This window comes from Anaerosporobacter sp. (assembly GCF_031551385.1).
In the GTDB taxonomy this organism is placed as follows: domain Bacteria; phylum Bacillota; class Clostridia; order Lachnospirales; family Lachnospiraceae; genus Anaerosporobacter.
Window position 1 is genome coordinate 14,378 of sequence record NZ_JAVBNS010000169.1, and the last position, 23,882, is coordinate 38,259.

Sequence of the window (23,882 nt, forward strand, 5' to 3'; positions counted from 1 at the left end):
AAAGATAAAAACTTTTGCCACTCTTTTCTTGAAAGGAGCGTTACGATGCTAATACAAACTAGAACATTTGGGGAAATAGACCTTGACGAGAACAAAATCATAACATTTGAAAATGGACCTATGGGATTTGAAGAATATAAGAGTTTTACAATTCTATATGATATTGAAGATGAAAAATCTAAGATTTCATGGTTACAAAGTGTAGAAGAACCAAGTTTAGCTCTTCCAATCATTACACCAGCTGTTGTTAAGGAAGATTATAATCCTACGGTTGAAGATGAGATGTTGAAGCCACTTGGGGAATTGACGGAAGATAATTTGATTGTATTTCTTATAGTAACTGCATCAAGTGATGTGAAGAAAACAACTGTAAACTTAAAAGCACCAATTGTTATTAATGCAGATACAAAAAAAGGTTGCCAAATTATCGCAGAAAATGCTGACTATGTAATTCGTTATAATATATATGATGCAATGAAAGAGCGAAAAGATAAGGGGGATGAATAGATGCTAGCCTTATCACGTAAAGCAGGAGAATCCATCGTTATCAATAATGATATTGAGGTTACGATACTAGAAATCAAAGGTGACCAAATTAAAGTAGGAGTCACAGCACCTAAGAGTGTACCGATTTATCGTAAGGAATTATACCTTCAGATTCAAGAATCAAACAAAGAAGCAGCAAATAGTGCCATTGGCGTAGAGGAACTATCAAATCTATTTGGCTAAAGGTGTTAATTTTTACGGCAAAAATGCCGATAGACTAAGTAAGAAACTATATGTAACAATAAAATATACTATGAAAAGTGCACATGGAGGTGTATAACTATGGCTATTAACGGAGTGAAGCCAGGTTCTCAGGAAATAGGAGATGTAGCAAGCGTTACGGTATCTGAGCCAAAAGTAACAGAAGTAGAGAAAGTAAGTATACAAACTACGACTGATAATATAGGCGCACAAACGACACAAGTAGCGAGTGCAACAACTGACAACCAGCAATTAACAGATGAACAATTAGATAAGAAACTAAGAGATGCTATTAGTATGGCAAACAACAAGTTGAAACAAGCGCAACCAAGCACAAGATGTGAATTCACTTACCATGAAGAAGTGAATCGTGTATCAATTAAATTGATTGATAAAGATACAAAGAATGTGGTAAAGGAAATTCCAACAGAAAAGACAATTAAGATGCTTGAGAAGTTATGGGAAGTTGCTGGATTACTTGTTGATGAGAAGTTATAAGGAGGCGACAGTATGGGCGTAAGAATGACAGGTATGATATCCAATATGGATACAGAGTCTGTAGTAGAAGCATTAATGCAGGCACACCGTACGAAATTAACGAAGATAGAGAATAAGAAAACAAAGTTAGAGTGGAAACAAGAAAAGTGGAAAGAGCTTAATACAAAGTTATATAAGTTGTATCAAGAGCAAACTACTAAGATGCATTTGGTTTCAAACTATAAGGTAAACAAAGCAACCTCAGCAAATGAGTCAACTGTTAAAGTTACAGCTGGAAAGGATGCTGCAGAAGGTACACATTCTGTTGTGGTTAAGCAATTGGCAAGTTCACAATATGTTACTGGTGCAAAACTAGGAACAAATGGGAATGGAAAAGACAATGAAGGTAATGATATCAAGGGCACAACAAAGTTGACAGCACTTGGTATGGAGACGGGAACAAAAATTACAATTGCAGCAGCTGGTGGAACGAAGGAGTTAGAGATAACAGAATCTACCACAATGAATGAATATGTTGCAGCTTGTAAGAGTGTTGGGTTGAATGCAAGTTATGATGAAACACAAAAGAGATTGTTTATATCTTCAGCAAAAAGTGGAGAAGAGCAAGAATTCTCAATAACGACAAAATCATATGGAGCATCAAATCAATATGCATCAAAAGCAGCAGTTTTAGGGAATGTAAATGCGGCAGATAAAACAGCAGTTTCTTCTGCGTTTAGTACAATTGAAGCGAATATGGCTACATTAGGAACAGCAGATTCAGGTGATAGACAAGCGTTTATGAATAGCGTGTTTGATGGTACAGTAACAGAGGAAGTTATTGATGCATCATCTGATTCGGAAGAGGTGAAAGCTGCTAAGAAAACAATATTGGCAGCAGGTACAACAATTAAGAATGCAGTAGAAGCAAAAGTAAAAACAGATGCAACTGCAACAGTAAAAGAAACTGTTACAGCGAGTAAGACAACGGAATTATCAGTAGCTATTAAAGATGCAATCACGAATGGTGATGGTACTTATGCAGCAACAATAGATGGTAAAGAATATAAGGTTGATGTAGCTAAGTATGAAGATGCAAAAGAAGAACAGATAGAATTAATTAAGGCACAATACCTAGAAGAATTAAAAGCAGAGATGAATGAAGGTTTAGAAGAAGAACTTGATTTCAGTGAAGGTACGCCTGCGTATGAAGCATTGATGGCAGAATATGATTCTACAATAGATACAGCAATTACAACTGTATTAGATGAAAGAATGGATGCATTCGTACAAGAGGAAGTGGAACGAGCATTACAAACGACATCTATGAAAGATTTAGTAAACAAGAATGTAGAAACAGAAATGGCTACTGATACTGTTAAGGCACAATGTGACACATTAGCGAATACAAACAAACAAGCAGCATTCGATAGTACATTAGGTAGTATTAATACATTCGTTAGTGGTGAAGCAGCTACTGCAAACGCAGGAGCTTTGGATAACTTAGGTCTTGGTTCTTCAGCAACAAAAATTGCAGCAAAAGACAGTATCTTTGAATATAATGGAGTGGAATTAACAGGTACTTCTAATACATTGACTGTAAATGGATTGACATTTGAAGCAATTAGTCTTTCGGAGAAAGATGTAAATGGAGATTACAAAGCAACTTCTATTACTGTTTCGAAAGATTCGCAAGGAATGTATGATATGATTAAAGGATTCCTTAAAGAATACAATTCAATATTGAAAGAGATGAATGATTTGTTTTATGCTGATTCGGCGAAGGGATATGAACCTTTAACGGATGAAGAAAAAGAAGCAATGTCAGATGACCAAATTAAGAAGTGGGAAGAAAAGATACAGAATGCATCTCTTCGTAGAGATACAACGCTTAGTGGTATTAGTTCAGCGATGAAACAAGCAATGATGTCAACAGTAGAGGTTGATGGAAAGAATTATTCACTTGCGTTTTTGGGAATCATGACATCTAGTGATTATACGGAGAAAGGGCTTCTTCATATCTACGGTGATAAAGATGATGCTACATATTCAGGTAAAGCAGATAAGTTAATGAAGGCAATTGAAGAAGATTCAGAGTTAGTATCAAAGATTTTTGCTGGTATTACAGATAATCTACATAATACGTTATTTAAAAAGATGAGTAAAACTACATTAAGTAGTGCATTGACCTTCTATAATGATAAACAGATTGACAAGCAACTTACAACATACAAAAAAGATATGAGTACAATGGAGACTAAGTTAAAAGCGAAAGAGGATGCCTACTTTAAACAATTTACAGCTATGGAAAAGGCAATGGCAGCATTACAGTCACAACAAAGTGCATTAGCAGGCTTGTTAGGAACAAATTAATTTGTTATAATATAGATACATAGAAAGCTATTGATGTATCAACTGGATAAGGTTACCGAATTCTGCAGTACTAAGAAATTGGTAACCTTTTGTGGTATAATGCAATGAAGATAGTATATATAGAATGCATTGATTAAGGAGGATGTTATTATGGCATTTAATTATGCTGCTACTTATCAGAATAATAAGATACAAACTGCATCAAAAGGGGAGTTGACTCTTATATTGTATGATGCAGGAGTGAAATTTGTTAATATGGCAATTCTTGCACTTGAAAAAGATGATATGGAGGGTGCAAATAAGAACATTAAAAAAGCAGAAGATGTAATTACGGAGTTTCGTTCTACATTAGATCATAAGTATCCAGTAGCAAATGATTTTGATCTTGTGTATGATTATATGTATCGTAGACTTATCGAAGCAAATATTAAAAAAGATAAAGAAATTCTTGAGGCAGTATTAGTGGATTTCAAAGAGATGCGCGATGTGTGGAAACAGGTTATGAAGCAAGCTAGATAATAAAGGAAGTAAATTATGTTACTCGTGGGATTATTATTAAAAAGATATACGAGGTGCAAAATTGGATAATAATGAGACATATATACAAGTGATGATTCAATCGTTGAATAGAAAGAGAGAAGTTCTTGAGCAGATTATTGAATGTACACAAGGACAAGAGTTAGTGTTAAGAGAAGAAGAGGTGGATCTTGACGATTTTGGAGATTTAATTGATGAGAAGCAAAAGTGGATTGAGCAATTGAATCTACTTGATACGGGATTTGAGAAGTTGTTTGAGCGTATGCAGGAAGAGATTCAGCTACGTAGGGAACAATATAAAGAAGAAATCATAGAGATGCAAGGTCTGATTAAGGAAATTACAGATTTGAGTGTAGTACTTCAGACAAGTGAGCTTAGGAATAAAGTTCGATTTGAACAGTATAGTATGAAAAAGAAGAAGGAAATAAAAGCATTCAAGATGAGTAATACAAGCGCATCTAAGTACTATCAGAACATGGCAAATCAACATCAAGGGCAATCGTATTTTCTTGATAAAAAAAAATAAAAAAAGTTTGTTTTTACTGTTAAGTTTTAATTATATGAAGTCGATATATAGTATGTAAGAGAGATTCACAGTAATTAATCAGGAGCGTACGACCTGAGAGCAATTATCGTTAATTTCTTTCTAAAAAACAAATGTACCAAGTAGCATGGATGCTACTGGAAATTCAAGGAGGAAAACAATATGATTATTCAACATAACATGACAGCTGCTAACACAAGCAGACAATTAGGAATTACAACTGGTAACTTACAAAAAGCTTCTGAAAAATTATCTTCAGGTTACAGAATTAACCGTGCTGGTGATGACGCTGCTGGTCTTTCTATCTCAGAAAAAATGAGAGGACAAATCAGAGGTTTAAATCAAGGTTCTACAAATGCACAAGATGGTATTTCTTTAATTCAAACAGCTGAAGGTGCTTTGAATGAAACTCACTCAATCGTTCAAAGAATGAGAGAGTTAACTGTTCAAGCAGCTAACGATACTAATGCTACTGCAGATAGAACTGCTATCTCAAAAGAATTAGATGAATTAACACAAGAAATCACAAGAATTGGTAATGAAACTGAATTCAATACAAAGAAACTTTTAAATGGTGCAACTAAGTCACTTAATTTCCAAGTTGGTGCTAATAAGAGTCAAAGTATTAAAGTTACATTAAAAACTATGACAGCTTCTTCTCTTGGAGTAACTGCAGCTAAAAACAGCGTATCTACTTATGCAAACGCAACTGCTTATATCAAAACACTTGATGATGCACTTGCAAAAGTTTCGGATTTCAGATCAAATCTTGGTGCTGTTCAAAACAGATTAGAGCATACTATTGCTAATGCTGATAATACTTCTGAAAACTTACAAGCAGCTGAATCACGTATCCGTGACATTAACATGGCTGATGAAATGGTTAAATACTCTAAAGATAATATTCTTCAACAAGCAGCTCAATCAATGCTTGCTCAAGCCAACCAATCTACACAAGGCGTATTATCTATTATTGGCTAATACTTTATAGTTATGTTAATATGAGGGAGCTTTCGCATTATTTATAGTGCGTAGCTCCTTTATTTTTTAATACATATCTGTCATTTGGAAATCAGTGGGTGATTGTGCAAAAAAACTTTTATACGAAATATGCGAAGAAAGATGGTGTCGATTACAATAATGAATGATTTGTTAATAGTTATATCTGAGTTGGAGAAAAGAGTAGAAGAGATTTCAGATTCATTTTATCAACAAAAAGAAAAAGAAGGATACCAATTATTTGAAAAATTATATCCAGTATTAATTCGGGTTGTAGAGTCAATACTAGTGATTGAAGATATATCAAAAGTTACATTAGAGGAAAAAGGTAAAATAACGGAATGTCTAATGAGCGCATTGCAATCATTGGAAAACAAAGATGTTGTTTTGGTGTCAGATATATTAAGATATGATTTAATGGAATTACTAAATAGTATTGTAGAGAAATGCAATTCGTAGTAGATAAAGCATATCTAATGTAACGTATTGGAGGAAATCATGAGTATAAAGAATAGGAATATTGAGGCAATTACGAAAGGTAATAGTTTTTTATGTAAATCTTTAAGAGTGAATGAAGAATTCTTAGAGTGGAGTAAGAGAACAGAAGAATATAAATCGGATGGCTTTTATGAAGAAAGAGCGAAAGATAATAATCTAGTTACATATATATGCGGAGACAAGACTTATCGATTGAATAGTATGTATTATCCAGAAAAAGAAGCAGAGATTTGGGCAAAACCATATCAATCATTAAATTCAAAAAAAACTAATAGAATTTTCTGGATTTTTGGCTTAGGGAATGGTTATTTTATTCGTGAATTGATAAGGATACTTGATGCAGAGGAAATCCTACTAATTTATGAACCATCAAAGAAACTGTTTTTTCATGTATTAGAGAAATTTGACTTAGCAGATATTTTGAAGAATGAGAAATTAACTATTGGAATTAATGGATTAAATGAGGGGCTGTGGCAAGATGCCAGAGACTACTTCAGAGAAGGAGTAGTACACAGTAATTGTGTGTATTTAACATTGCCACAGTATGATAAGGTATTTGCTAAGGAAAGGGAAAATTTTAACCAAAGTTATACGGACTTTATTTTTGATGTAATTATGGATGAGTGTACGATAGAAAAACGTGGAAAAGACTGGGGGATTGCTTGTATAGATAATGCGAGTATTGCACTTCGCTCAAGTTTTATAGGAGACTATAGGGGAAATTTGAAAGAGAATATACCTGTGATTGTGGTGGCAGCAGGACCGTCGTTAAAGAAAAATGTACATATGATAAAAAAAGCAAAGGGTAAGGCGCTTATTTTGGCAGTTGATACAGCATTAAATTATCTTGCAGAAAATGATATTATACCAGATGCTATTGTTACTCTTGATGTGCATAAGCCAATAGAGTTATTTAATAATGAAGTAGCAAAACAGCGACCTATGTTTGTAGGAATTACAGCAAACCCATCTGTCATTAAGATGAATGAAAGTAAGAAAATATTTTTTGATCAATTCAAATTTTTAGATACTATTAGACAGACTTCAAGAAATTATGTACCAATCACAATATCTGGTTGTGTTGCGACTATGGCATTTGAAATAGCAAGGTATATAGGTGCAAAAACAATTATATTAGTGGGGCAAAATCTTGCATTTGAAGGAAACAGTACTCATGTGGGGCAATGGATTGACGGCCAAACAGAGGAGGGGTTCGCCTTGGTTGAAGGTAATTATGAAAAAGAACTATGGACTAGAAAGGATTGGTATTCTTATCTGCTATGGTATAATAAAGAAGTAGCATCATTTGATGGAGTTGTAATCAATGCAACAGAAGGTGGAGCTAAAATAGATGGAACACGTGTTATGAGTTTAGAAGAGGCAATTGAGCAGTATTGTAAATCTGATTTTGATGCAGAAGAATTTATCAATAAGGAACAAGTAGAGCAAGTAGAAGTATCTGAGATTGAAGGTAGTTTTAATAAATTAAAATGTGAATTGGAAAAGGTTGGAAACTTAGCATTGGAAGCAATCGAATTATGTGAATATCTAATTAAGGAAAACCAAACGGTTAAAGAAGAATCGTATGTCTCTATGAATAAAACAAAAAGACTTTCTAGTATTAATAAAGAGTTGAATGCACTAGGTATATCAACGATAATAGAGGCGTTTGCTGCTAATACTATGAGTTCAGAAGTAGACATGCTCTTTGAGCGCTTCAAAGAAAAAAGTGAGAGAAGGTTAAATATATACAAAAGAGCAATGAATTTGTATCAATCTATGAGTAAAGCATCTGATGAACTTATGGAACGTTTAGAGGATGAACAAATGTAGCAAAATTGGAATTCGTTCGAGATTTTAGTGAAATGAAAATTATTCATTTATGGAAAGGGGTCGCATGAATAGAAAGTAGAAAAGTTCATGCAAAATGATATGTTAAATAATAAGACGATTTTAATAACAGGTGGAACAGGATCATTTGGAAATCATTTTGTTGAGTATGTTTTGAAAAATTATACACCAAATAAAATTATTATATACTCAAGAGACGAGTACAAGCAATTTATAATGGCAAACAAGTTTAAAGAATATAAAGATGTTATGAGATTTTTTATTGGTGATGTAAGAGATAAGGAGCGATTGAAAAGAGCCTTAAATGGAGTTGATTATGTAATACATGCAGCAGCAATGAAACAAGTGCCAGCGTGTGAATATAATCCAATAGAGGCAGTTAGAACGAATATCGAGGGTGCAATGAATGTAGTTGATGCAGTATTGGATAGCGATAGCGTAGAAAAAGTAGTTGCTTTATCTACAGATAAATCAGTTAATCCAATTAATTTATACGGTGGAACTAAATTAGTTTCAGATAAATTATTTATTGCTGCCAATGCATATGTAGGGAAAAGAAATTTGAATTTCTCTGTTGTTAGATATGGTAATGTAGCAGGGAGTAGAGGATCTGTTATTCCGTTTTTTAAGAGTATTATTGATAGTGGAAAAAAAGAGCTACCGATTACAGATTATCGTATGACAAGATTTTGGATAAGCTTAGATAAAGGAGTAGACTTGGTGATAAAAGCACTTCTTGAGGCAAAGGGTGGAGAGACATTTATTTCGAAAATACCATCGTTTAAGATTACAGATTTAGCAACAGCAATGCTTCCTAATTGTGAGATGCAAGAAGTAGGTATTAGGGAAGGCGAAAAATTACATGAGATAATGATTACACGAGAGGATTCTGTCAACACATATGAGTATGATAATCATTATATTATATATCCACATTTTACATGGTGGAAAAAAGATTGTATAATACCAGGGGGAACAGTAGTTCCTAGCGGGTTTGAATATAGTTCAGACAATAATTCTGAGTGGCTTACAGTTGAACAATTGCAAGAGAATATTCATCAGTTATTATAAATTATAGAATATGTAGAGGTGAATTATGAAGAAACGTAGCGAACATGATGGTAGATTGATGCACTATGAATTTAATAATGTAGAGAAATTACTTGCTGAAAAGCACGGAGAGAGCTTTTTAGAATATAGAAAAAAATGGGATTTTCATAGAGTGAATTTAGTAAAGGCAGAGAATCCGCTATATCTAGTATTAGATGCAAATACTTACTGTAATTTAAAATGTAAAATGTGTGAGAAAAATTATTATAGTAAACGTAAGAACGACATATCGATGGAAACTATTGATAAGCTAGTTGATGAGTGCAGGGAGATGAAACTGCCATCGCTATTAGTTGGAGCAAGTGCAGAGTGTCTGTTAAATCCGGATATAAAAGAGATACTTGAAAAGATTAGCACAATTGGACTTATGGATAAGTTCCTTATAACGAATGGAACTTATCTTGATGATAGTATAGTTGATTTATTGATAAAATTAGAATTTGAACGTGTTTATATTTCATTAGATGCGGTAACACCTGAGACATATTCAAAAATTAGAGGTGGGAATTTACAAAGAGTAGAACAAAATATAGAGAATTTGTTAAGAAGAAAGCAAGAAGAAGGAAAGAATTTACCAGTAGTAAGAGTGAGTTTTGTAAAACAGAAAGAAAATGAAATGGAAGTTGATGACTTCATTGATAAATGGAAAGATAAAGTTGATATAATTGATTTTCAAGAAATGATTGATTTTAGTAATATTAACGATCTACAAGAGAAACCTAATATACCTTATAAATGTGAAGCACCATTTACAACGCTTCATGTAGATAGTTATGGAAATATATATCCATGCTGTACATTCTATAGTAAATATTTTTGTTTAGGAAATATTCAAGATATGACTTTAAAAGAGGCATGGAATTGTGATAAAATGAATAATTTGCGTAATAGTATTCTTGAAGGAAATATGCCATTACCTTGTAGAAATTGTGTTACACAAAAGGGGTAGTTATCTAAAAAGATGAATTCCGAATTTGACAGGAGAAAAGAAATGAATACTTTATTAGATATCAATGCATCAATTATAGAATTTATTGATGTTAGCGTATTTTATTTTCAACAACAAGAGTATGATTGCGGATTACAGCAAATGGGTGATTTGCTCAATAATCTAGAGTGGTTATTAGCAAATTATGAGTTAATGACACCCTTATTTGAGAAGTATGATAGCAATTTGGAAATTGAGAACTTAGTACAAGTATTAGGTGAAGTTTCAATGGCACAAATGGAATCAGATTATATATTAGTATCTGATCTGCTAGTGTTACAACTACGACCTTTTATATCTAAAATACAAGAAATGATTATGATGGAGTATGATTCAGTTCCCTCACATGCAAGAGAAAAGAATTTGCAAATTATAAAGGACGTAGATAAAACATTATATAATGATGTAACAACAAATAAAGTAGGACATAATGGCATGCTGGAAACACAATGTGAATTTACATCCAGTGGATTAGCAACAATTAAGTGTTATAACGAAGGACATGAATTTTACTTACACAGTAATAATAATCCTCAGTTTGAAGCAGCTATATGGGCTAATAGTGGGTATAAGGATAGCAAATATAAATATGTTGTATATGGGGTTGGTTTAGGATATCATATAATTCAGTTGTGCAGATGTAATCCTTATATAGAAATTGAAGTGTATGAATCGAATCTAGAGATTATAAAGTTGGCTATAGCTTATGGGAAGATAGGTGAATGTCTGGAGAGTGGACAGGTTAAGATCTTTTATGATCCTCAGTTTACTAATTTTTCGAAAAGAATTGGTAAGATTGATGAAGATACAGAAGTACTGGTTCATGGACCATCTCAGAGGCTAATTAGGAATAAGAATATTAGAAGAAAAATGGAAGCGTATTTTTTGCATTATAATTCAGTTAGAAATCAAAGTGGACTTTTATATGCAAATTATAGATATAATACTTGTAATTATGATGCAAGTATTGATACTATTTTATATAAGTGGAGTGCCAAAGATATCTATATAGTTGCGGCAGGACCATCGCTTGATTTGAATTATGAATATTTGAAAAAGATAAAGAATAATGCTATTATATTAGCAATTGGTGCTGTATTTAAAAAGCTTATTAAGAATGGTATAGTTCCTGATTATGTAATTATTACAGATGGAAAACCAATTGTATTAAATCAAATTGAAGGTTTATATAATGAAAAAGTGCCATTAATTTTATTAACCACTACGAATAGAGAAATTACAGAAAATTATAGGGGAGAAAAATATATTGTATGTCAGAATGAATACAGATTAGCGGAAGAGTTTGCAAAAGATAATGGTTATCAATTATATAATACAGGAGGTTGTGTTGTAACAACTGCCTTGGATTTAGCAATAGCATCAAAGGCACATCGAATTATATTTGTTGGATTAGATTTGGCTTATCCCAATAATTTGATGTATGCAGAAGAGGTAAGAAAAATAGATTTGGTGGATAGTAAAGAGTTTGAAAAGGTGAAAGATATTCATGGAAATTGGATTAAAACAAATAAGCATTTAAACATATATAGAAAATGGATTGAAAGACGTATAGATGGAATAAAAGATATAGAATTCATTGATGCAACAGAAGGTGGGGCGTTTATAGAAGGAACACGATGTATGAGATTAAAAGAGACATTACTTTAATGGTGCGAAAACATGTTGCGTCTGGAATACTTTGGAAGCGCGAATTGAAATGAATTTATAGAGAGAAGGAATAGAATGTCTATAAAAAATAAAATTGTCTTTATAACTGGAGGAGCATCTGGGCTCGGTCGAGTGATTGTAAGTAAATTTATTGAAGAAGGTGCTAAAGTATGCTTTACGTATAGAAATAGTGAAGAAAATGCAATGCTGTTACAGCAACAATATGGTGAAAGCATCTATTCAGTAAAAGCAGATGCATCGGATTATTTACAGGCAATTGAAGCGGTAAATAAATGTATAGAACATTTTGGTGGATTAGATATACTTGTGAATAATGCGGCTAGTGCAAAAGATAGTTCGCTAAAGAACTTGGATATGGCTAACTTTTCTTATACAATAAATAATGTGTTGTATCCAGTGGTTAACTACTCTAAAGCGGTATGTGATCATTTTATAAAGCAATGCTTTGGGAAAATTATTAATATAGGTTCTATAAATGGAATGCGAGGAAGAGAAGGTAGTCTTGCATATTCAACTGCAAAAGCAGGAATTGAAGGGTTTACAAAGACAATAGCGAAAGAACTGGGACAGTATAATATTAATTGTAATATTGTTGCTCCAGGTTATATTGATACAGATGGTCAGAAGAATACAAGTGAGTTGATAAAAAAACTAGTATTGGACGAATGCCCTATACGTAGATTGACGAAACCAGAAGAAGTAGCCAATTTAGTTATATTTTTAGCAGGTGATATGGCTAATAATATAACTGGACAAGTGTATCAAATTGATTGTGGCCAATATATATGAGGAGAAAATAATGTGAAAATTTGAGATTTTTCGCATGCAACTTTGTACTTGCAGTCCGAAGTATGCGGGGTATGAGAAAGGCATGGTTATTGATATGATATTAGGAACAGTACAGTTAGGACTAGAGTATGGTATTAATAATAGGACAGGAAAGCCTAGCAAAGAGCTGGCTTATGATATTCTAGATTATGCATATAATAATGGTATTCACATGTTGGATACAGCAAGTTCTTATGGTGATTCTGAAAAAGCAATTGGAGACTATACTCTAAAGACGGGGAATTATTTTGATATATGTACTAAATTGCCAATAGAGATAGAGAAGCATAGTTTAGTTGTTTTATTAGATGAGAGTCTGAAAAGATTGGGATACCATGAACTACATACTATCTATTTGCATCGATTTGAACAGTGTACAGATAAAAAAATATTGGAACAATTGATTGAACTGAAGAACAAGAAAACTATTGAAAAAATAGGAATATCAATTTATGAACCTGATGAGTTACATTATATATTAAAGGAACTACCAGAGCTAATAGATATTATCCAAATTCCATTTAATATATTGGATTGTTATCGTTGGAAAGAAGATGGTTTACTATCACACGCAAGTGAAAAATTCACAATATATGCAAGAAGTATTTACTTGCAGGGGCTTTTATTAATGAATGTACAAGATGTTTTTAATGATGAAGTGAAAAAACATTTGCTTTGGATAAATGAAGTGGCGGAGAAAAGAAATATCTCTGTGGCAGAATTAGCTATGTATTTTGTTGAAAATGAACCTGCTATCACTGATTTTATAGTTGGCTGCGAAAACGTAGAGCAATTAATAAAAAATATCGATATGTCAAAGAATGCAGTTGGATTTTCTAATGAGGAAATACAAAACATTCATTCTTATAGTAAGTGTATTGATAAAAATATAGTTGATCCAAGAACTTGGAATCTGAAGTGATAGGGGAGATTCGATGAAAATTGTTGCAATTATTCAAGCTAGAATGGCTTCAAGTAGATTACCAAAAAAAATATTAACAGATATATGTGGGAAACCAATGTTATGGCATATTGTTGAACGAGTTAAGCAAAGTTCTTTAATTAATAATGTTGTTATTGCTACCTCTGATGAAAAAGAAGATGATGAGGTTGAGATATTTGCCAATCAGTATAGTATCCCATATTACAGAGGGAGCCAACTTAATGTATTGGATAGGTTTTGGAAATGTGCAAATCAGTATTCTACAGATATTGTTGTTCGTTTAACGGGAGATAATGCATTGATTGATTCGGAAATTATTGATGAAGCCTTGAATGTATTTATAGGACAGGAAAAAATCGATTATTTGTATTATTGTGAAGGACTTCCTATTGGTATGGCAGTAGAAATTATGAAATTTTCTGCCTTGACAAGAGCACATGATGAAGCATCTGATATGGAATGTCTTGAACATGTTACACCATATTTATATAAAAACAGTGACGAGTTTGTTTCACTAAGAGTGAAAAGTAAGGAAGATGATCACTCAGAATTGCGGTGGACGATGGACACAGTAGAAGATAAAAAACTTATTCTTTCTATATATGAAGTTTTATACGATAAGAATAGGATATTTCACTATAAGGATATTCTAATGGCATATAAAAAACATCCAGAATGGGCTATGATTAATAATGAAATAATGCAGAAGAAAGTAGAGTATAGAGGGGAAAAAGATGAAGTATAGTAATAAAAGTGATAAGTCAGTTTACATCATCGCCGAAATGTCAGCTAATCATGCAGGCAGCCTTTCAAGAGCCAAAGAAATTATCCATGCAGCGAAAGAGGCAGGAGCAGATTGTATTAAGATACAAACCTATACTGCGGATACAATTACAATGAACTGTAATAACAAGTATTTTCAGATAGATGGTGGCACATGGAATGGTGAGAATTTATATTCTTTGTATCAGAAAGCATTTACACCATGGGAATGGCAAGCTGAATTGAAAGCAGAGTCTGATAAAGTTGGAATTGACTTCTTCTCAACTCCTTTTGATAAAACAGCAGTAGATTTTTTAGAGAGTATAGGAATGGAATTTTATAAAATTGCTTCCTTTGAACTTGTAGATATTCCATTAATTGAATATGTTGCCTCAAAAGGAAAGCCGATTATAATGTCAACGGGTATGGCTACTTTAGGAGAAATCGAAGATGCTGTTAATGTGGTGCGCAGACAAAATAATAATCAATTAGCTTTATTACGTTGTGCAAGTGCATATCCAGCCATAACAGATGAGATGAATCTTAAAACAATGGTTAATATGAAAGAAACTTTTGATGTTCCAGTAGGCCTATCAGATCATTCTATGGGATCGCTAGGTGCAGTTACAGCTGTAGCGATGGGAGCATCTATAATAGAAAAGCATTTTTGTATTAGCCGAGATGTAGATAATCCAGATGCTTCATTTTCTATGGAAGTGGCTGAGTTTGCATCAATGGTTAGAGATATCCGCACTGTTGAGAAAGCGATTGGTCAGGTTAAATATGGAGCTGCTAAGCAAGAAGAAGAAAATGTGAAATTTAGAAAGTCAATATTCGCAGTTAAAGATATAAAAGCAGGTGAGGAGTTTACTGCAGATAATGTACGTGTTATTAGACCGGGATATGGATTAAAACCGAAATATTATAATGATATCTTGGGAAAACATGCAAGAGTTGATATTGAAAGAGGAACGCCGATTCAGTATGGAATTATTGAATAGATTAGAAGCTAGCATTAACGTGCTAGCTTTTATAAAAATGGGGTGCAATGATGAAAGACAAATTAAGCGTTAAAGCGTTTTCGGAAGAAGATATTGATCTACTATATGAGTGGGCGAACGATTCAGAAAGTAGACAAAACTCTTTTTGTTCAGAGCCAATTTCATATGATACACATGTGGCATGGTGTCAGGATAAATTAGAATCAGAAGAAGTAAATATCTTTATTGTATACTTAGGAATGATACCAGTGGGGCAATTGAGAATGAGATATGATAGTACGAAAGCATATATTAGCTATAGTATTGACAATAAATTTAGGGGAATAGGTCTGGGCAAAAAAGTAATTGAACTTATTGAAATTGAGCAATTGTATAAAGGTAAGCAGATAAAGGAACTGATTGGAGAGGTGAAATGTGATAACATTGCTTCTCAAAAAGTATTTGAGCATTGTATGTATGAAAAAAAAGAAAAAGAAAATCACTTGGAATATGTTAAATATGTAAAGTGATAAGTTTACTATAATTAAAGGAGCTGATTTTATGTATATCCCATACGGAAGACAATCCATAGATGATGAAGATATCCAAGCAGTTATTGAAACCCTACGTTCTGATTTTTTAACAACAGGACCTAAAGTGGAAGAATTTGAACAATGTGTAGCTGATTATGTAGGTGCAAAATATGCAGTAGCAATATCCAATGGTACGGCGGCATTACATGCAGCATGTTTTGCAGCTGGAATTGGTGAAGGTGATGAAGTAATTACAACACCTATTACATTTGCAGCGTCTGCTAACTGTGCATTATATTGTGGCGGAACACCAGTTTTTGCAGATATTGACCCAATTACTTATAATATAGACCCTAAAGATATTAAGAGAAAAATTACGAAGCGTACAAAGGCTATCGTTGCAGTTCATTATACGGGACAACCTTGTGATATGGATGCAATTCATGCAATTGCTAAGGAACATAACTTGCTTGTGATTGAGGATGCAGCTCATGCTTTAGGGGCAGATTATAATGGTCGTAAAATCGGAAGTATGTCAGATATGACGACATTCAGTTTTCATCCAGTTAAGCATATCACTACAGCAGAAGGTGGTATGATTATGACGAATAACAAAGAGCTTTATGAGAAACTTATGTTATTTCGAACACATGGAATTACAAGAAATTCAGAATTGTTGTCTAAAGACGAAGGACCATGGTATTACGAACAGATTGATTTAGGATACAATTATAGAATCACAGATGTGCAATGTGCACTTGGGATTTCGCAGATGAGAAAATTAGATGCATTTGTAGCGAAGCGAAGAGAGATTGCAAAACGATATGACCAAGCATTTGCAGAGAATCCGAATATTGTGATACCTTATCAAATGGAAGGTTGTAATAACAGCTATCATTTATATGTAATCCAAGTTAATAATGTAGATAGAAGAACGGTATTTGAGGGATTACGAGCTGCTGGTATTGGAGTTAATGTTCATTATATTCCAGTATATACATTTCCGTATTATAGAGAGCATGGATACGAGCAGGTGAAGTGTGAACAGGCGGAAGATTTCTATGAAAGAATTATTAGCATTCCAATGTATCCAGATTTGTCATTAGAAGAGCAAGATTATGTAATTGAGCAGGTTAATAAATTAACAGTTGCAAACAATAATTAGTGTGAGTATTAATTATAGGATTGAAAAATTGATGATGGAGGTAACAAACATGCTCTATATCCGTACAGACGCGAATCAAACGATAGCAACAGGACATGTAATGCGATGTATGTCCATTGCAAAAGAAGTTACGAAATTAGGGAAGGAAGTTACCTTCATCACTGCTGATTTACAGGCAAAAGAGTTGATTGAAGCAAACGGATTTTCTATTGTTTTCTTGAATTCGCAGTGGGACAACTTAGAGAGCGAATTGGAAGTACTCATTGAATTAATCAAGGATAGAGATATAGGCCGAATACTGATTGATAGCTATTTTGTTACTGAAAATTATTTATTGCAGTTAAGAAAGCATACAAAGGTATATTATCTTGATGATTTAGCAACGTTTCCATATCCAGTTGATGTTCTTATCAATTACAATAACTATGCCAGTAAACTTAACTATTCCACGGAAGGTAATTGCAAAGAAACAGAATATATATTAGGCTGTAAGTATGCACCGTTGCGTGAGGAATTCAGAGGAGTCGTTGTTACTCCAAGAGAAAAGGTTGAACGTGTATTGTTAACAACAGGAGGCTCTGATTCTTGTCATGTAGCGAGCAAGTTCCTTAGATATTTGGAACAAGAATATCTTATAGGAAAAGAAAATACATATGGCATTGACGAAATGGAATTCCATGTAATAGTAGGTAAGTTTAATGCGGATCAAAATATTCTTAATGAGTTAGCTTCGAAATATCCGCAAATTATTCTTCATTACAATGTTACAAACATGGCAGAAATCATGCAGAGTTGTGATATTGCTATAACAGCAGGTGGTTCAACGATGTATGAATTATGTGCTTGTGGTGTGCCAATGATTACATATGCATTTGCAGACAACCAGTTGGCTGGGGTAGAAGGATTTGAGGAGTTGGGAGTAGGTAGCTATTGTGGGGATATTCGAGATGGTGAAGTGGAGTTGTGGAGAAGAATAGTTGGTGCAATTGGTAAATATTGTTCTGATGGTAGTTATAGAATTCGAATAGCAGAGAGAATGCAGGAAGTTGCTGATGGGAATGGGGCACGGAGATTGGCGGAGGTAGTGGCTGGAGAAATATGAGGATAGCTACTAGGCAATAATATGAGGAAAGATATGTGTTAATGGATAAATACATATAGAGGGGGATTTGAATGTTTAATGAATTGTTAAAGTGTATAAGTGAATTTATTGGAGAATTTAAAAATGGATTAGTTGATTGTGAATCTGATACATATATAAATCTAAAGAAAAATTACAAGATAATATACGATAATAGAGAAACGAATAAATTATATAATTATATTGATGCCCAATTTAAAGATGACGCACAACTTTATAGCTTGATATATTCTATAATTTGGGAAGTTGCAAGAGATGATGAAATAATAAAGCGATTGTATACATGGCTAATTGATGTTGACATGGATATATACTCTAAAATAGCACTGAATTTTCAATTAATAGCAGAAGCGTTTAGTAATAATAGCAAGAGTTATGTATATGAAGAAAAGAGGAGACTATATGATGAATTGTTAGAGCAGTATAAGAAGAAGCTTAAGATAGATATTGAAAAGATACCTGTAAGTGACCGAAATCCAAAGAAAATTGTAATTATTACAAATCAGTTACTAAATTCTCGACATGCGCCGACTGATGTTGTATATCGAATTGCTGCATTATTGAAGCGAGATTATAGTTTTGATATTCAAGTATTATGTATGCAAACAGTAGTGAGCAATGATATTCTTGGTCTTTGGTATAATATAACTATCCCATATGGTCAGGATATGGAGGGGAATACAGTCAATGATGAATATGGTGTTCAGATTCCAATATACTTTCTTCCAGTTAAGGACACGAATGAGGAGTATATAAAGATCTTGTTTCAAACAATATATAATATGAAGCCAGCTATGTGTTGGTATATTGGTGGAGAAAGTATTGTGGGTGATTTCATTGGGCAAATGACTACGACTATATCAATGCCATGCGCTGCAGGATATGCGATTTCTAATGCTGATTATATGATTAATTGTAGCGATATAATGACAGATGATATCATTAAACAAAAGCAATATTTAGTTAGCAAAAATCAGAAACCATTATACTTAAAACCGGTTAGAAATCTCACAGAAGGATATACAGGGAGTTTAAAGCGAAATGATATTGGAGCTGAAGAAGAGGATTTTCTTATCATAGTTGCCGGAAATCGATTGGAGTTTGAGATAACAGAGGAAGTTATCAGTACGTTAAAAACTTTAGTTGCGAATAATAAGAGAAACAAAATTGTTTTTGTTGGTAAAATTCCAGTGGAAGTTCAAGAAAACTTAATAGAACAATTGCATAATCAGTGTGTTATGTTGGGATACCGTGATGATTTATTAGATGTTATTGGTATATGTAACTTGATGTTTAATCCACCACGATTAGGTGGAGGAAGTGTAGTTCTCATGGCTTGTGGATTAGGAATACCAGTAATTAGCTTAAATGAGGGAGATGCAGTAGTTATATTAGGTACAGAAATGTGCTTCAATACAATGGAAGAACTAATAGAAGATACGCTTAAATGTATAGACGATCATGAATATTGCATGAGTCAGAGGGAGAAAGTAATTGAATTATATAATAATTTTACTAAAACGGACTTAAGTGATTATGTAAAAGAAATGTTGCAAGAAGTAGAAAGATGTGAAAATCAAAAAATATTAGATTGGGAAATTTAATAGAGTTAATGGTGTTAACTTTTCATGTATTTGACACTATAGTAATAAGATAAACAGACGACATATGAAGAGAGAAGGTGTTTTATGATTCCTTTCAATAAGGCAATAGATCTAAAAACAGCAACAGAATATGTGACAGAGTGTATATCAACGGGAAGGATTTCGGGAGATGGTAAGTATACTAAATTATGTAGTAATTGGATGGAGACGAAGTTTGGTGCAAAAAAGATATTATTAACTACATCATGTACGGCATCGCTTGAGATGGTGGCAATGTTACTTGATATAAAGCATGGTGATGAAGTAATAATGCCATCCTATACATTTGTATCAACAGCTAATGCTTTTGTTGTTAGAGGTGCAAAAATAGTTTTTGTAGATATAAGACCGGATACAATGAATATTGATGAAAGATATATTGAAGAAGCAATTTCAAAAAAGACAAAAGCTATTATTGTAGTACATTATGCAGGTGTAGGTTGTGAGATGGATGAAATGGTTGAGATAGGAAAGAAGTACAATATACCAATAATTGAAGATGCAGCCCAAGGCGTTATGTCGACTTATAAAGATAGATATTTAGGGACGATTGGAGATATTGGTTGCTATAGTTTTCATGAAACTAAGAATTATCAGATGGGTGAAGGTGGAGCTATCGTATTAAATAATGATAAGTATATTGAGCGTGCTGAGATTATACGAGAGAAAGGAACGAATCGTTCGAGGTTTTTTCGAGGTGAAGTGGATAAATATAGTTGGGTTGATATTGGATCTTCTTATTTGCCAAGTGAACTTAATGCGGCAGTTTTATGGTCACAGCTACAGATAGCAGATGAAATCAATAATAATAGAATAGCAACATGGAATTATTACTATAACGAGTTGAAAAACCTTACAAGTATAGACTTGCCACATATACCAGAGGAATGTAAACATAATGCACACTTGTTTTTTATTAAAGTTAAAAATTTAGAGCATAGAACAGAAATTCTAATGAAATTGAAAGAAGCAGGTATTGGGGCCGTGTTTCATTATGTTCCGTTACATACATCAATTGCGGGAGAGCAGTTTGGCCGTTTTAGTAATTGTGATAGGTATACAACAAAAGAAAGTGAACGGTTGATTCGTTTACCTATGTTTTATGGACTTTCAGAATATGAAAAAGAAAAGGTGGTTAAAACATTAAAATCATTAATTGACTAAAAGATGATGATATATAAGAAGTACGAAAGGAGGTTTTAGATGTTGAATGTCTGTATTACAGGAATTAATGGATTTATAGGTAGGTATATCCTAAAGGAATTGTATAGATGTAACGATATTAATATCATTGGTATAGGAAGAAAGTGTAATTACGAAGGAGAAGAAGATATTCAATACATACAGGCCGATATTGGTAGTAGTGGATTTGTTGACTCTGTTAGTAATCAGCTGGATTGTATTGATGTAATCATTCATTTAGCAGCGCATATATCTTTTGATAATGATGAAGAATTAATACGGACTAATATTGCTGGAACTCTTCATATTTGTGAACTAGCAAATAAAATGAACGTAGAACAACTTGTATATATGTCAAGTATTCCTGTAATAGGTATGCCTTTGGTGTTGCCTATTACAGAGGAACATCCAACAAATCCAATGACACTATATCATTCGTCTAAATTAGCAGGAGAAAATATAGTTAATAACTGTTGTAATGCAGATATGGTAAAAACTATAGTTAGAATATCATCACCAATAGGGGGTGGAATGTGCACGAATACTATTCTATCTGTATTTGCCAAGAGAAGTAAGATGAATGAGGATATTACAGTATTAGGGATGGGAACAAGAGAGCAGAACTATATAGATGTTAGAGATATTAGTAAAGGTATATTACAAATCTTAAAAGAAAAACCACAAGGCATATATAATCTATGCAGTCACAGTTCGATATCTAATATAGAATTAGCCGAATTATGCATTAAACAAGCTGAATCAAGTTCAAGAATAGTTTGTCAAGGAAATGATAGTCAAGATGAGGTAAAATGGCGTATTTCAATTGATAAAGCAAAAAAAACATTTGGTTTTTATCCTGTCTATGAAATAAGTGAGACGTTAAAATGGATCTTAGAAGAAGAGTAGGTAAAATATTATGAAAAGAATTATAATTATAGGTAACAGTTCTTATTCTGATACGATTCGTTATTATATAGAAGAAGATGCAAGCAGAGAAGTTGTTGCATACGCAGCCGAGGAGAAGTATATTACGGAAGACACAAGAAATGGATTACCAGTAGTTAATATAGATAATCTAATAGAGATGTATAATAGCGAAGAATACTCAGTAATAATGGGTATTGGATATACTGATATGAATTCTATTAGAGAACGTTTGTATAATAAGTGTTTGGGTATGGGGTATGATATTGAAAATTATATACATTCGACAGCTGTAATAAGCAAAAATGCTATAATTGGGCGTGGAAATATTTTCTTGGAGAACGCTATAGTTGGACCTAATTGCGTTATAGGTAATGGGAATATTTTCTTTATTTCGTCTGTTTTAGCTCACGATGATATTATAGGTGATTTTAATTTCTTGAGTGTAAATGTCTCGGTAGCAGGTTTCGTTAATATATCGGATAGCTGTTTTTTGGGAATTAGCTCAACTGTAAAAAATAATATTAATATCCCATCATCGGTTTTATTGGGTGCTAATGCATATTTGTCACAGCAAGTTAAAGAAGGGCAGGTAATAGTGCCTAGTAAAAGCATAGTTTTAGAGGGAAAAACGAGTAGAGACTTCGTATAGGAGAAATATGAGGATTGTAATTTTTTCAGATATTCATGGGAATCAATATTCTTACAGGGAATTCGTTAAGCAATTAGAGAAGCTAGAATATGACTATGTAATTTTTTGCGGTGATGTATTTGGCTATTATTATGGTCAATTGGAAATATTAGAATCAATGAGTAGATTGAAAAAACTTATTTGGTTGAAGGGAAATCATGATCAATATGCCGTCAATATATTTAGAGGGAAGGAGAGTCCTGATAAATATGTTGAGAATTATGGACATAGTTATAAAACAATAGTAGAGAAGTGTACAATTAAAATAATGGATTGTATAGATTCACTACCTGATTATAAAGTACTTATGTTACAAGATAAAAAAATAGGGATTTTTCATGGAACAGCAGAAGATTATTTAAATGGGAGATTATATCCTAAAGATGTGAAAGCATTGGAAGCAATTAATGGAGATTTTGATTATATAATTTTAGGGCATACACATTTTAAACTTGAGTGTAGCGTTGGAAATACTCGAATAATTAATCCGGGATCATTGGGGCAACCAAGAGATGGAAAAGGATTTGGATTTTATCTATTGGATTTAGACAAAGAAGAAGGAAAATTTATTAATATTAATGTTGACACTAGAGAATTATATAATGAGATTGATAACTATGATAGGGAACTTGTAAAATTAAAAGAAGTGCTTGAAAGAAGGGAAATTTATTGAGAAAAATATTAGTAACAGCTATTGGTGGTAATGTGGCAAATGGAATTCTAAAAATATTATCAGAAGGAAATGATGAGATATATGGTTGCGATATTAATGAATTTCCTGTAGGTATGGATAAAGTCAAGGTATTCTGGAGAAGTGATTTGGCGGTATCACCAGAATACATACAAAATCTTCTGAGCAAATGCCAGTGCTATGGTATAACGCATATTATACCTGTAAACGAAAGTGAAATAAAAGTAATTAGTGATAATATAGATTTATTTGAGAGCAATAATATAAAGTTAATTATGCAAGATAAATCTGTATTGGATATCTGTTTAGACAAGTTAAACACAATGAAATATTTGGACAAGTTTGTACCTGATAATATACCTCAAACATTCACTTTTGATGAGTTTTCTGACAATGGTGAAACATATATTGCTAAGTTACGTAATTCATGTGGTTCTAAGTTTATAAAAAATATAGTTACTCGTGGTGAACTTGAAAATCTACCTTATTCAAATGATGAATATATAATACAAGAATATCTTGCAGATAGCGAAGAAGAATATACGATCGGTTTATTTGCTAGTAAAGATGAAGTGAATACAATAAT

25 protein-coding genes are annotated in these 23,882 nt (G+C 32.9%); all 25 read left to right on the forward strand.

Annotated features, from left to right (window positions below; genetic code table 11):
* Positions 1-45: 45 nt before the first annotated feature.
* Entirely contained in the window at positions 46-507 is a 462-nt protein-coding gene (gene fliW, locus RMR19_RS13720; RefSeq protein ID WP_310604060.1) for a flagellar assembly protein FliW, read from the forward strand.
* Positions 508-729, forward strand: coding sequence for a carbon storage regulator CsrA (gene csrA, locus RMR19_RS13725; RefSeq protein ID WP_310604061.1), 222 nt, complete (start codon positions 508-510; stop codon positions 727-729).
* A gap of 99 nt (positions 730-828) precedes the next feature.
* Complete coding sequence (locus RMR19_RS13730; RefSeq protein WP_310604062.1) at positions 829-1,245, forward strand: flagellar protein FlaG; 417 nt, start codon at positions 829-831, stop codon at positions 1,243-1,245.
* A gap of 12 nt (positions 1,246-1,257) precedes the next feature.
* Positions 1,258-3,597 carry a flagellar filament capping protein FliD gene (gene fliD / locus RMR19_RS13735; protein ID WP_310604063.1) on the forward strand — a complete coding sequence of 780 codons (2,340 nt, stop codon included), beginning with the start codon at positions 1,258-1,260 and terminating at the stop codon, positions 3,595-3,597.
* 150 nt (positions 3,598-3,747) lie between these two features.
* Positions 3,748-4,116 (forward strand): flagellar export chaperone FliS, encoded by a 369-nt coding sequence (gene fliS, locus RMR19_RS13740; RefSeq protein WP_310604064.1) that lies wholly within the window; start codon positions 3,748-3,750, stop codon positions 4,114-4,116.
* A 61-nt stretch (positions 4,117-4,177) separates the two neighbouring features.
* Positions 4,178-4,660 carry a flagellar protein FliT gene (locus RMR19_RS13745; RefSeq protein WP_310604065.1) on the forward strand — a complete coding sequence of 161 codons (483 nt, stop codon included), beginning with the start codon at positions 4,178-4,180 and terminating at the stop codon, positions 4,658-4,660.
* Positions 4,661-4,840: 180 nt separating this feature from the next.
* On the forward strand, positions 4,841-5,659 hold the full coding sequence (locus RMR19_RS13750; RefSeq protein ID WP_310604066.1) for a flagellin N-terminal helical domain-containing protein: 819 nt from the start codon (positions 4,841-4,843) through the stop codon (positions 5,657-5,659).
* A 129-nt stretch (positions 5,660-5,788) separates the two neighbouring features.
* The gene (locus RMR19_RS13755) at positions 5,789-6,136 is read left to right on the forward strand and encodes a hypothetical protein (protein ID WP_310604067.1); all 348 of its coding nucleotides are present in this window, start codon (positions 5,789-5,791) and stop codon (positions 6,134-6,136) included.
* A 39-nt stretch (positions 6,137-6,175) separates the two neighbouring features.
* Entirely contained in the window at positions 6,176-8,008 is a 1,833-nt protein-coding gene (locus tag RMR19_RS13760; RefSeq protein ID WP_310604068.1) for a motility associated factor glycosyltransferase family protein, read from the forward strand.
* Between the two features lie 99 nt (positions 8,009-8,107).
* Positions 8,108-9,097, forward strand: coding sequence for a UDP-N-acetylglucosamine 4,6-dehydratase (inverting) (gene pseB, locus RMR19_RS13765; protein ID WP_310604069.1), 990 nt, complete (start codon positions 8,108-8,110; stop codon positions 9,095-9,097).
* Between the two features lie 25 nt (positions 9,098-9,122).
* The gene (locus RMR19_RS13770; protein ID WP_310604070.1) at positions 9,123-10,085 is read left to right on the forward strand and encodes a radical SAM/SPASM domain-containing protein; all 963 of its coding nucleotides are present in this window, start codon (positions 9,123-9,125) and stop codon (positions 10,083-10,085) included.
* A 42-nt stretch (positions 10,086-10,127) separates the two neighbouring features.
* Complete coding sequence (locus RMR19_RS13775; protein ID WP_310604071.1) at positions 10,128-11,792, forward strand: motility associated factor glycosyltransferase family protein; 1,665 nt, start codon at positions 10,128-10,130, stop codon at positions 11,790-11,792.
* A 75-nt stretch (positions 11,793-11,867) separates the two neighbouring features.
* Complete coding sequence (locus RMR19_RS13780) at positions 11,868-12,602, forward strand: SDR family oxidoreductase (protein WP_310604072.1); 735 nt, start codon at positions 11,868-11,870, stop codon at positions 12,600-12,602.
* A gap of 34 nt (positions 12,603-12,636) precedes the next feature.
* Positions 12,637-13,563 carry an aldo/keto reductase gene (locus RMR19_RS13785; protein WP_310604073.1) on the forward strand — a complete coding sequence of 309 codons (927 nt, stop codon included), beginning with the start codon at positions 12,637-12,639 and terminating at the stop codon, positions 13,561-13,563.
* A gap of 13 nt (positions 13,564-13,576) precedes the next feature.
* Positions 13,577-14,329, forward strand: coding sequence for a glycosyltransferase family protein (locus RMR19_RS13790; RefSeq protein ID WP_310604074.1), 753 nt, complete (start codon positions 13,577-13,579; stop codon positions 14,327-14,329).
* Positions 14,319-15,347, forward strand: a complete 1,029-nt coding sequence (gene pseI, locus RMR19_RS13795; protein ID WP_310604075.1) for a pseudaminic acid synthase — start codon at positions 14,319-14,321, stop codon at positions 15,345-15,347. Before RMR19_RS13790 ends, pseI begins: the two co-directional genes overlap by 11 nt.
* A gap of 50 nt (positions 15,348-15,397) precedes the next feature.
* Entirely contained in the window at positions 15,398-15,856 is a 459-nt protein-coding gene (locus RMR19_RS13800) for a GNAT family N-acetyltransferase (protein WP_310604076.1), read from the forward strand.
* Positions 15,857-15,887: 31 nt separating this feature from the next.
* Positions 15,888-17,024: a UDP-4-amino-4,6-dideoxy-N-acetyl-beta-L-altrosamine transaminase gene (gene pseC / locus RMR19_RS13805; RefSeq protein WP_310604077.1), complete on the forward strand. Its 1,137-nt coding sequence runs from the start codon at positions 15,888-15,890 to the stop codon at positions 17,022-17,024.
* A gap of 49 nt (positions 17,025-17,073) precedes the next feature.
* Complete coding sequence (gene pseG / locus RMR19_RS13810; RefSeq protein ID WP_310604078.1) at positions 17,074-18,126, forward strand: UDP-2,4-diacetamido-2,4,6-trideoxy-beta-L-altropyranose hydrolase; 1,053 nt, start codon at positions 17,074-17,076, stop codon at positions 18,124-18,126.
* Between the two features lie 71 nt (positions 18,127-18,197).
* Entirely contained in the window at positions 18,198-19,769 is a 1,572-nt protein-coding gene (locus RMR19_RS13815) for a hypothetical protein (RefSeq protein ID WP_310604079.1), read from the forward strand.
* Between the two features lie 84 nt (positions 19,770-19,853).
* Positions 19,854-20,972, forward strand: coding sequence for a dTDP-4-amino-4,6-dideoxygalactose transaminase (gene rffA, locus RMR19_RS13820; protein ID WP_310604080.1), 1,119 nt, complete (start codon positions 19,854-19,856; stop codon positions 20,970-20,972).
* 39 nt (positions 20,973-21,011) lie between these two features.
* Positions 21,012-21,896 (forward strand): NAD-dependent epimerase/dehydratase family protein, encoded by an 885-nt coding sequence (locus RMR19_RS13825; protein ID WP_310604081.1) that lies wholly within the window; start codon positions 21,012-21,014, stop codon positions 21,894-21,896.
* A gap of 10 nt (positions 21,897-21,906) precedes the next feature.
* Entirely contained in the window at positions 21,907-22,566 is a 660-nt protein-coding gene (locus RMR19_RS13830) for an acetyltransferase (protein WP_310604082.1), read from the forward strand.
* Between the two features lie 7 nt (positions 22,567-22,573).
* Positions 22,574-23,278 (forward strand): metallophosphoesterase family protein, encoded by a 705-nt coding sequence (locus RMR19_RS13835; protein ID WP_310604083.1) that lies wholly within the window; start codon positions 22,574-22,576, stop codon positions 23,276-23,278.
* Positions 23,275-23,882: ATP-grasp domain-containing protein (locus tag RMR19_RS13840; RefSeq protein ID WP_310604084.1), on the forward strand; the 608-nt coding region annotated here is incomplete at its 3' end. The genes RMR19_RS13835 and RMR19_RS13840, both read left to right, overlap by 4 nt.

Excerpts from the sequence above, each read along its gene's own strand:
- fliW (WP_310604060.1), top strand. The coding sequence starts at position 46 with ATGCTAATACAAACTAGAACATTTGGGGAAATAGACCTTGACGAGAAC.
- csrA (WP_310604061.1), top strand. The coding sequence starts at position 508 with ATGCTAGCCTTATCACGTAAAGCAGGAGAATCCATCGTTATCAATAAT.
- RMR19_RS13730 (WP_310604062.1), top strand. The coding sequence starts at position 829 with ATGGCTATTAACGGAGTGAAGCCAGGTTCTCAGGAAATAGGAGATGTA.
- fliD (WP_310604063.1), top strand. The coding sequence starts at position 1,258 with ATGGGCGTAAGAATGACAGGTATGATATCCAATATGGATACAGAGTCT.
- fliS (WP_310604064.1), top strand. The coding sequence starts at position 3,748 with ATGGCATTTAATTATGCTGCTACTTATCAGAATAATAAGATACAAACT.
- RMR19_RS13750 (WP_310604066.1), top strand. The coding sequence starts at position 4,841 with ATGATTATTCAACATAACATGACAGCTGCTAACACAAGCAGACAATTA.
- RMR19_RS13755 (WP_310604067.1), top strand. The coding sequence starts at position 5,789 with ATGCGAAGAAAGATGGTGTCGATTACAATAATGAATGATTTGTTAATA.
- RMR19_RS13760 (WP_310604068.1), top strand. The coding sequence starts at position 6,176 with ATGAGTATAAAGAATAGGAATATTGAGGCAATTACGAAAGGTAATAGT.
- pseB (WP_310604069.1), top strand. The coding sequence starts at position 8,108 with ATGTTAAATAATAAGACGATTTTAATAACAGGTGGAACAGGATCATTT.
- RMR19_RS13770 (WP_310604070.1), top strand. The coding sequence starts at position 9,123 with ATGAAGAAACGTAGCGAACATGATGGTAGATTGATGCACTATGAATTT.
- RMR19_RS13775 (WP_310604071.1), top strand. The coding sequence starts at position 10,128 with ATGAATACTTTATTAGATATCAATGCATCAATTATAGAATTTATTGAT.
- RMR19_RS13780 (WP_310604072.1), top strand. The coding sequence starts at position 11,868 with ATGTCTATAAAAAATAAAATTGTCTTTATAACTGGAGGAGCATCTGGG.
- RMR19_RS13785 (WP_310604073.1), top strand. The coding sequence starts at position 12,637 with ATGCAACTTTGTACTTGCAGTCCGAAGTATGCGGGGTATGAGAAAGGC.
- RMR19_RS13790 (WP_310604074.1), top strand. The coding sequence starts at position 13,577 with ATGAAAATTGTTGCAATTATTCAAGCTAGAATGGCTTCAAGTAGATTA.
- pseI (WP_310604075.1), top strand. The coding sequence starts at position 14,319 with ATGAAGTATAGTAATAAAAGTGATAAGTCAGTTTACATCATCGCCGAA.
- RMR19_RS13800 (WP_310604076.1), top strand. The coding sequence starts at position 15,398 with ATGAAAGACAAATTAAGCGTTAAAGCGTTTTCGGAAGAAGATATTGAT.
- pseC (WP_310604077.1), top strand. The coding sequence starts at position 15,888 with ATGTATATCCCATACGGAAGACAATCCATAGATGATGAAGATATCCAA.
- pseG (WP_310604078.1), top strand. The coding sequence starts at position 17,074 with ATGCTCTATATCCGTACAGACGCGAATCAAACGATAGCAACAGGACAT.
- RMR19_RS13815 (WP_310604079.1), top strand. The coding sequence starts at position 18,198 with ATGTTTAATGAATTGTTAAAGTGTATAAGTGAATTTATTGGAGAATTT.
- rffA (WP_310604080.1), top strand. The coding sequence starts at position 19,854 with ATGATTCCTTTCAATAAGGCAATAGATCTAAAAACAGCAACAGAATAT.
- RMR19_RS13825 (WP_310604081.1), top strand. The coding sequence starts at position 21,012 with ATGTTGAATGTCTGTATTACAGGAATTAATGGATTTATAGGTAGGTAT.
- RMR19_RS13830 (WP_310604082.1), top strand. The coding sequence starts at position 21,907 with ATGAAAAGAATTATAATTATAGGTAACAGTTCTTATTCTGATACGATT.
- RMR19_RS13835 (WP_310604083.1), top strand. The coding sequence starts at position 22,574 with ATGAGGATTGTAATTTTTTCAGATATTCATGGGAATCAATATTCTTAC.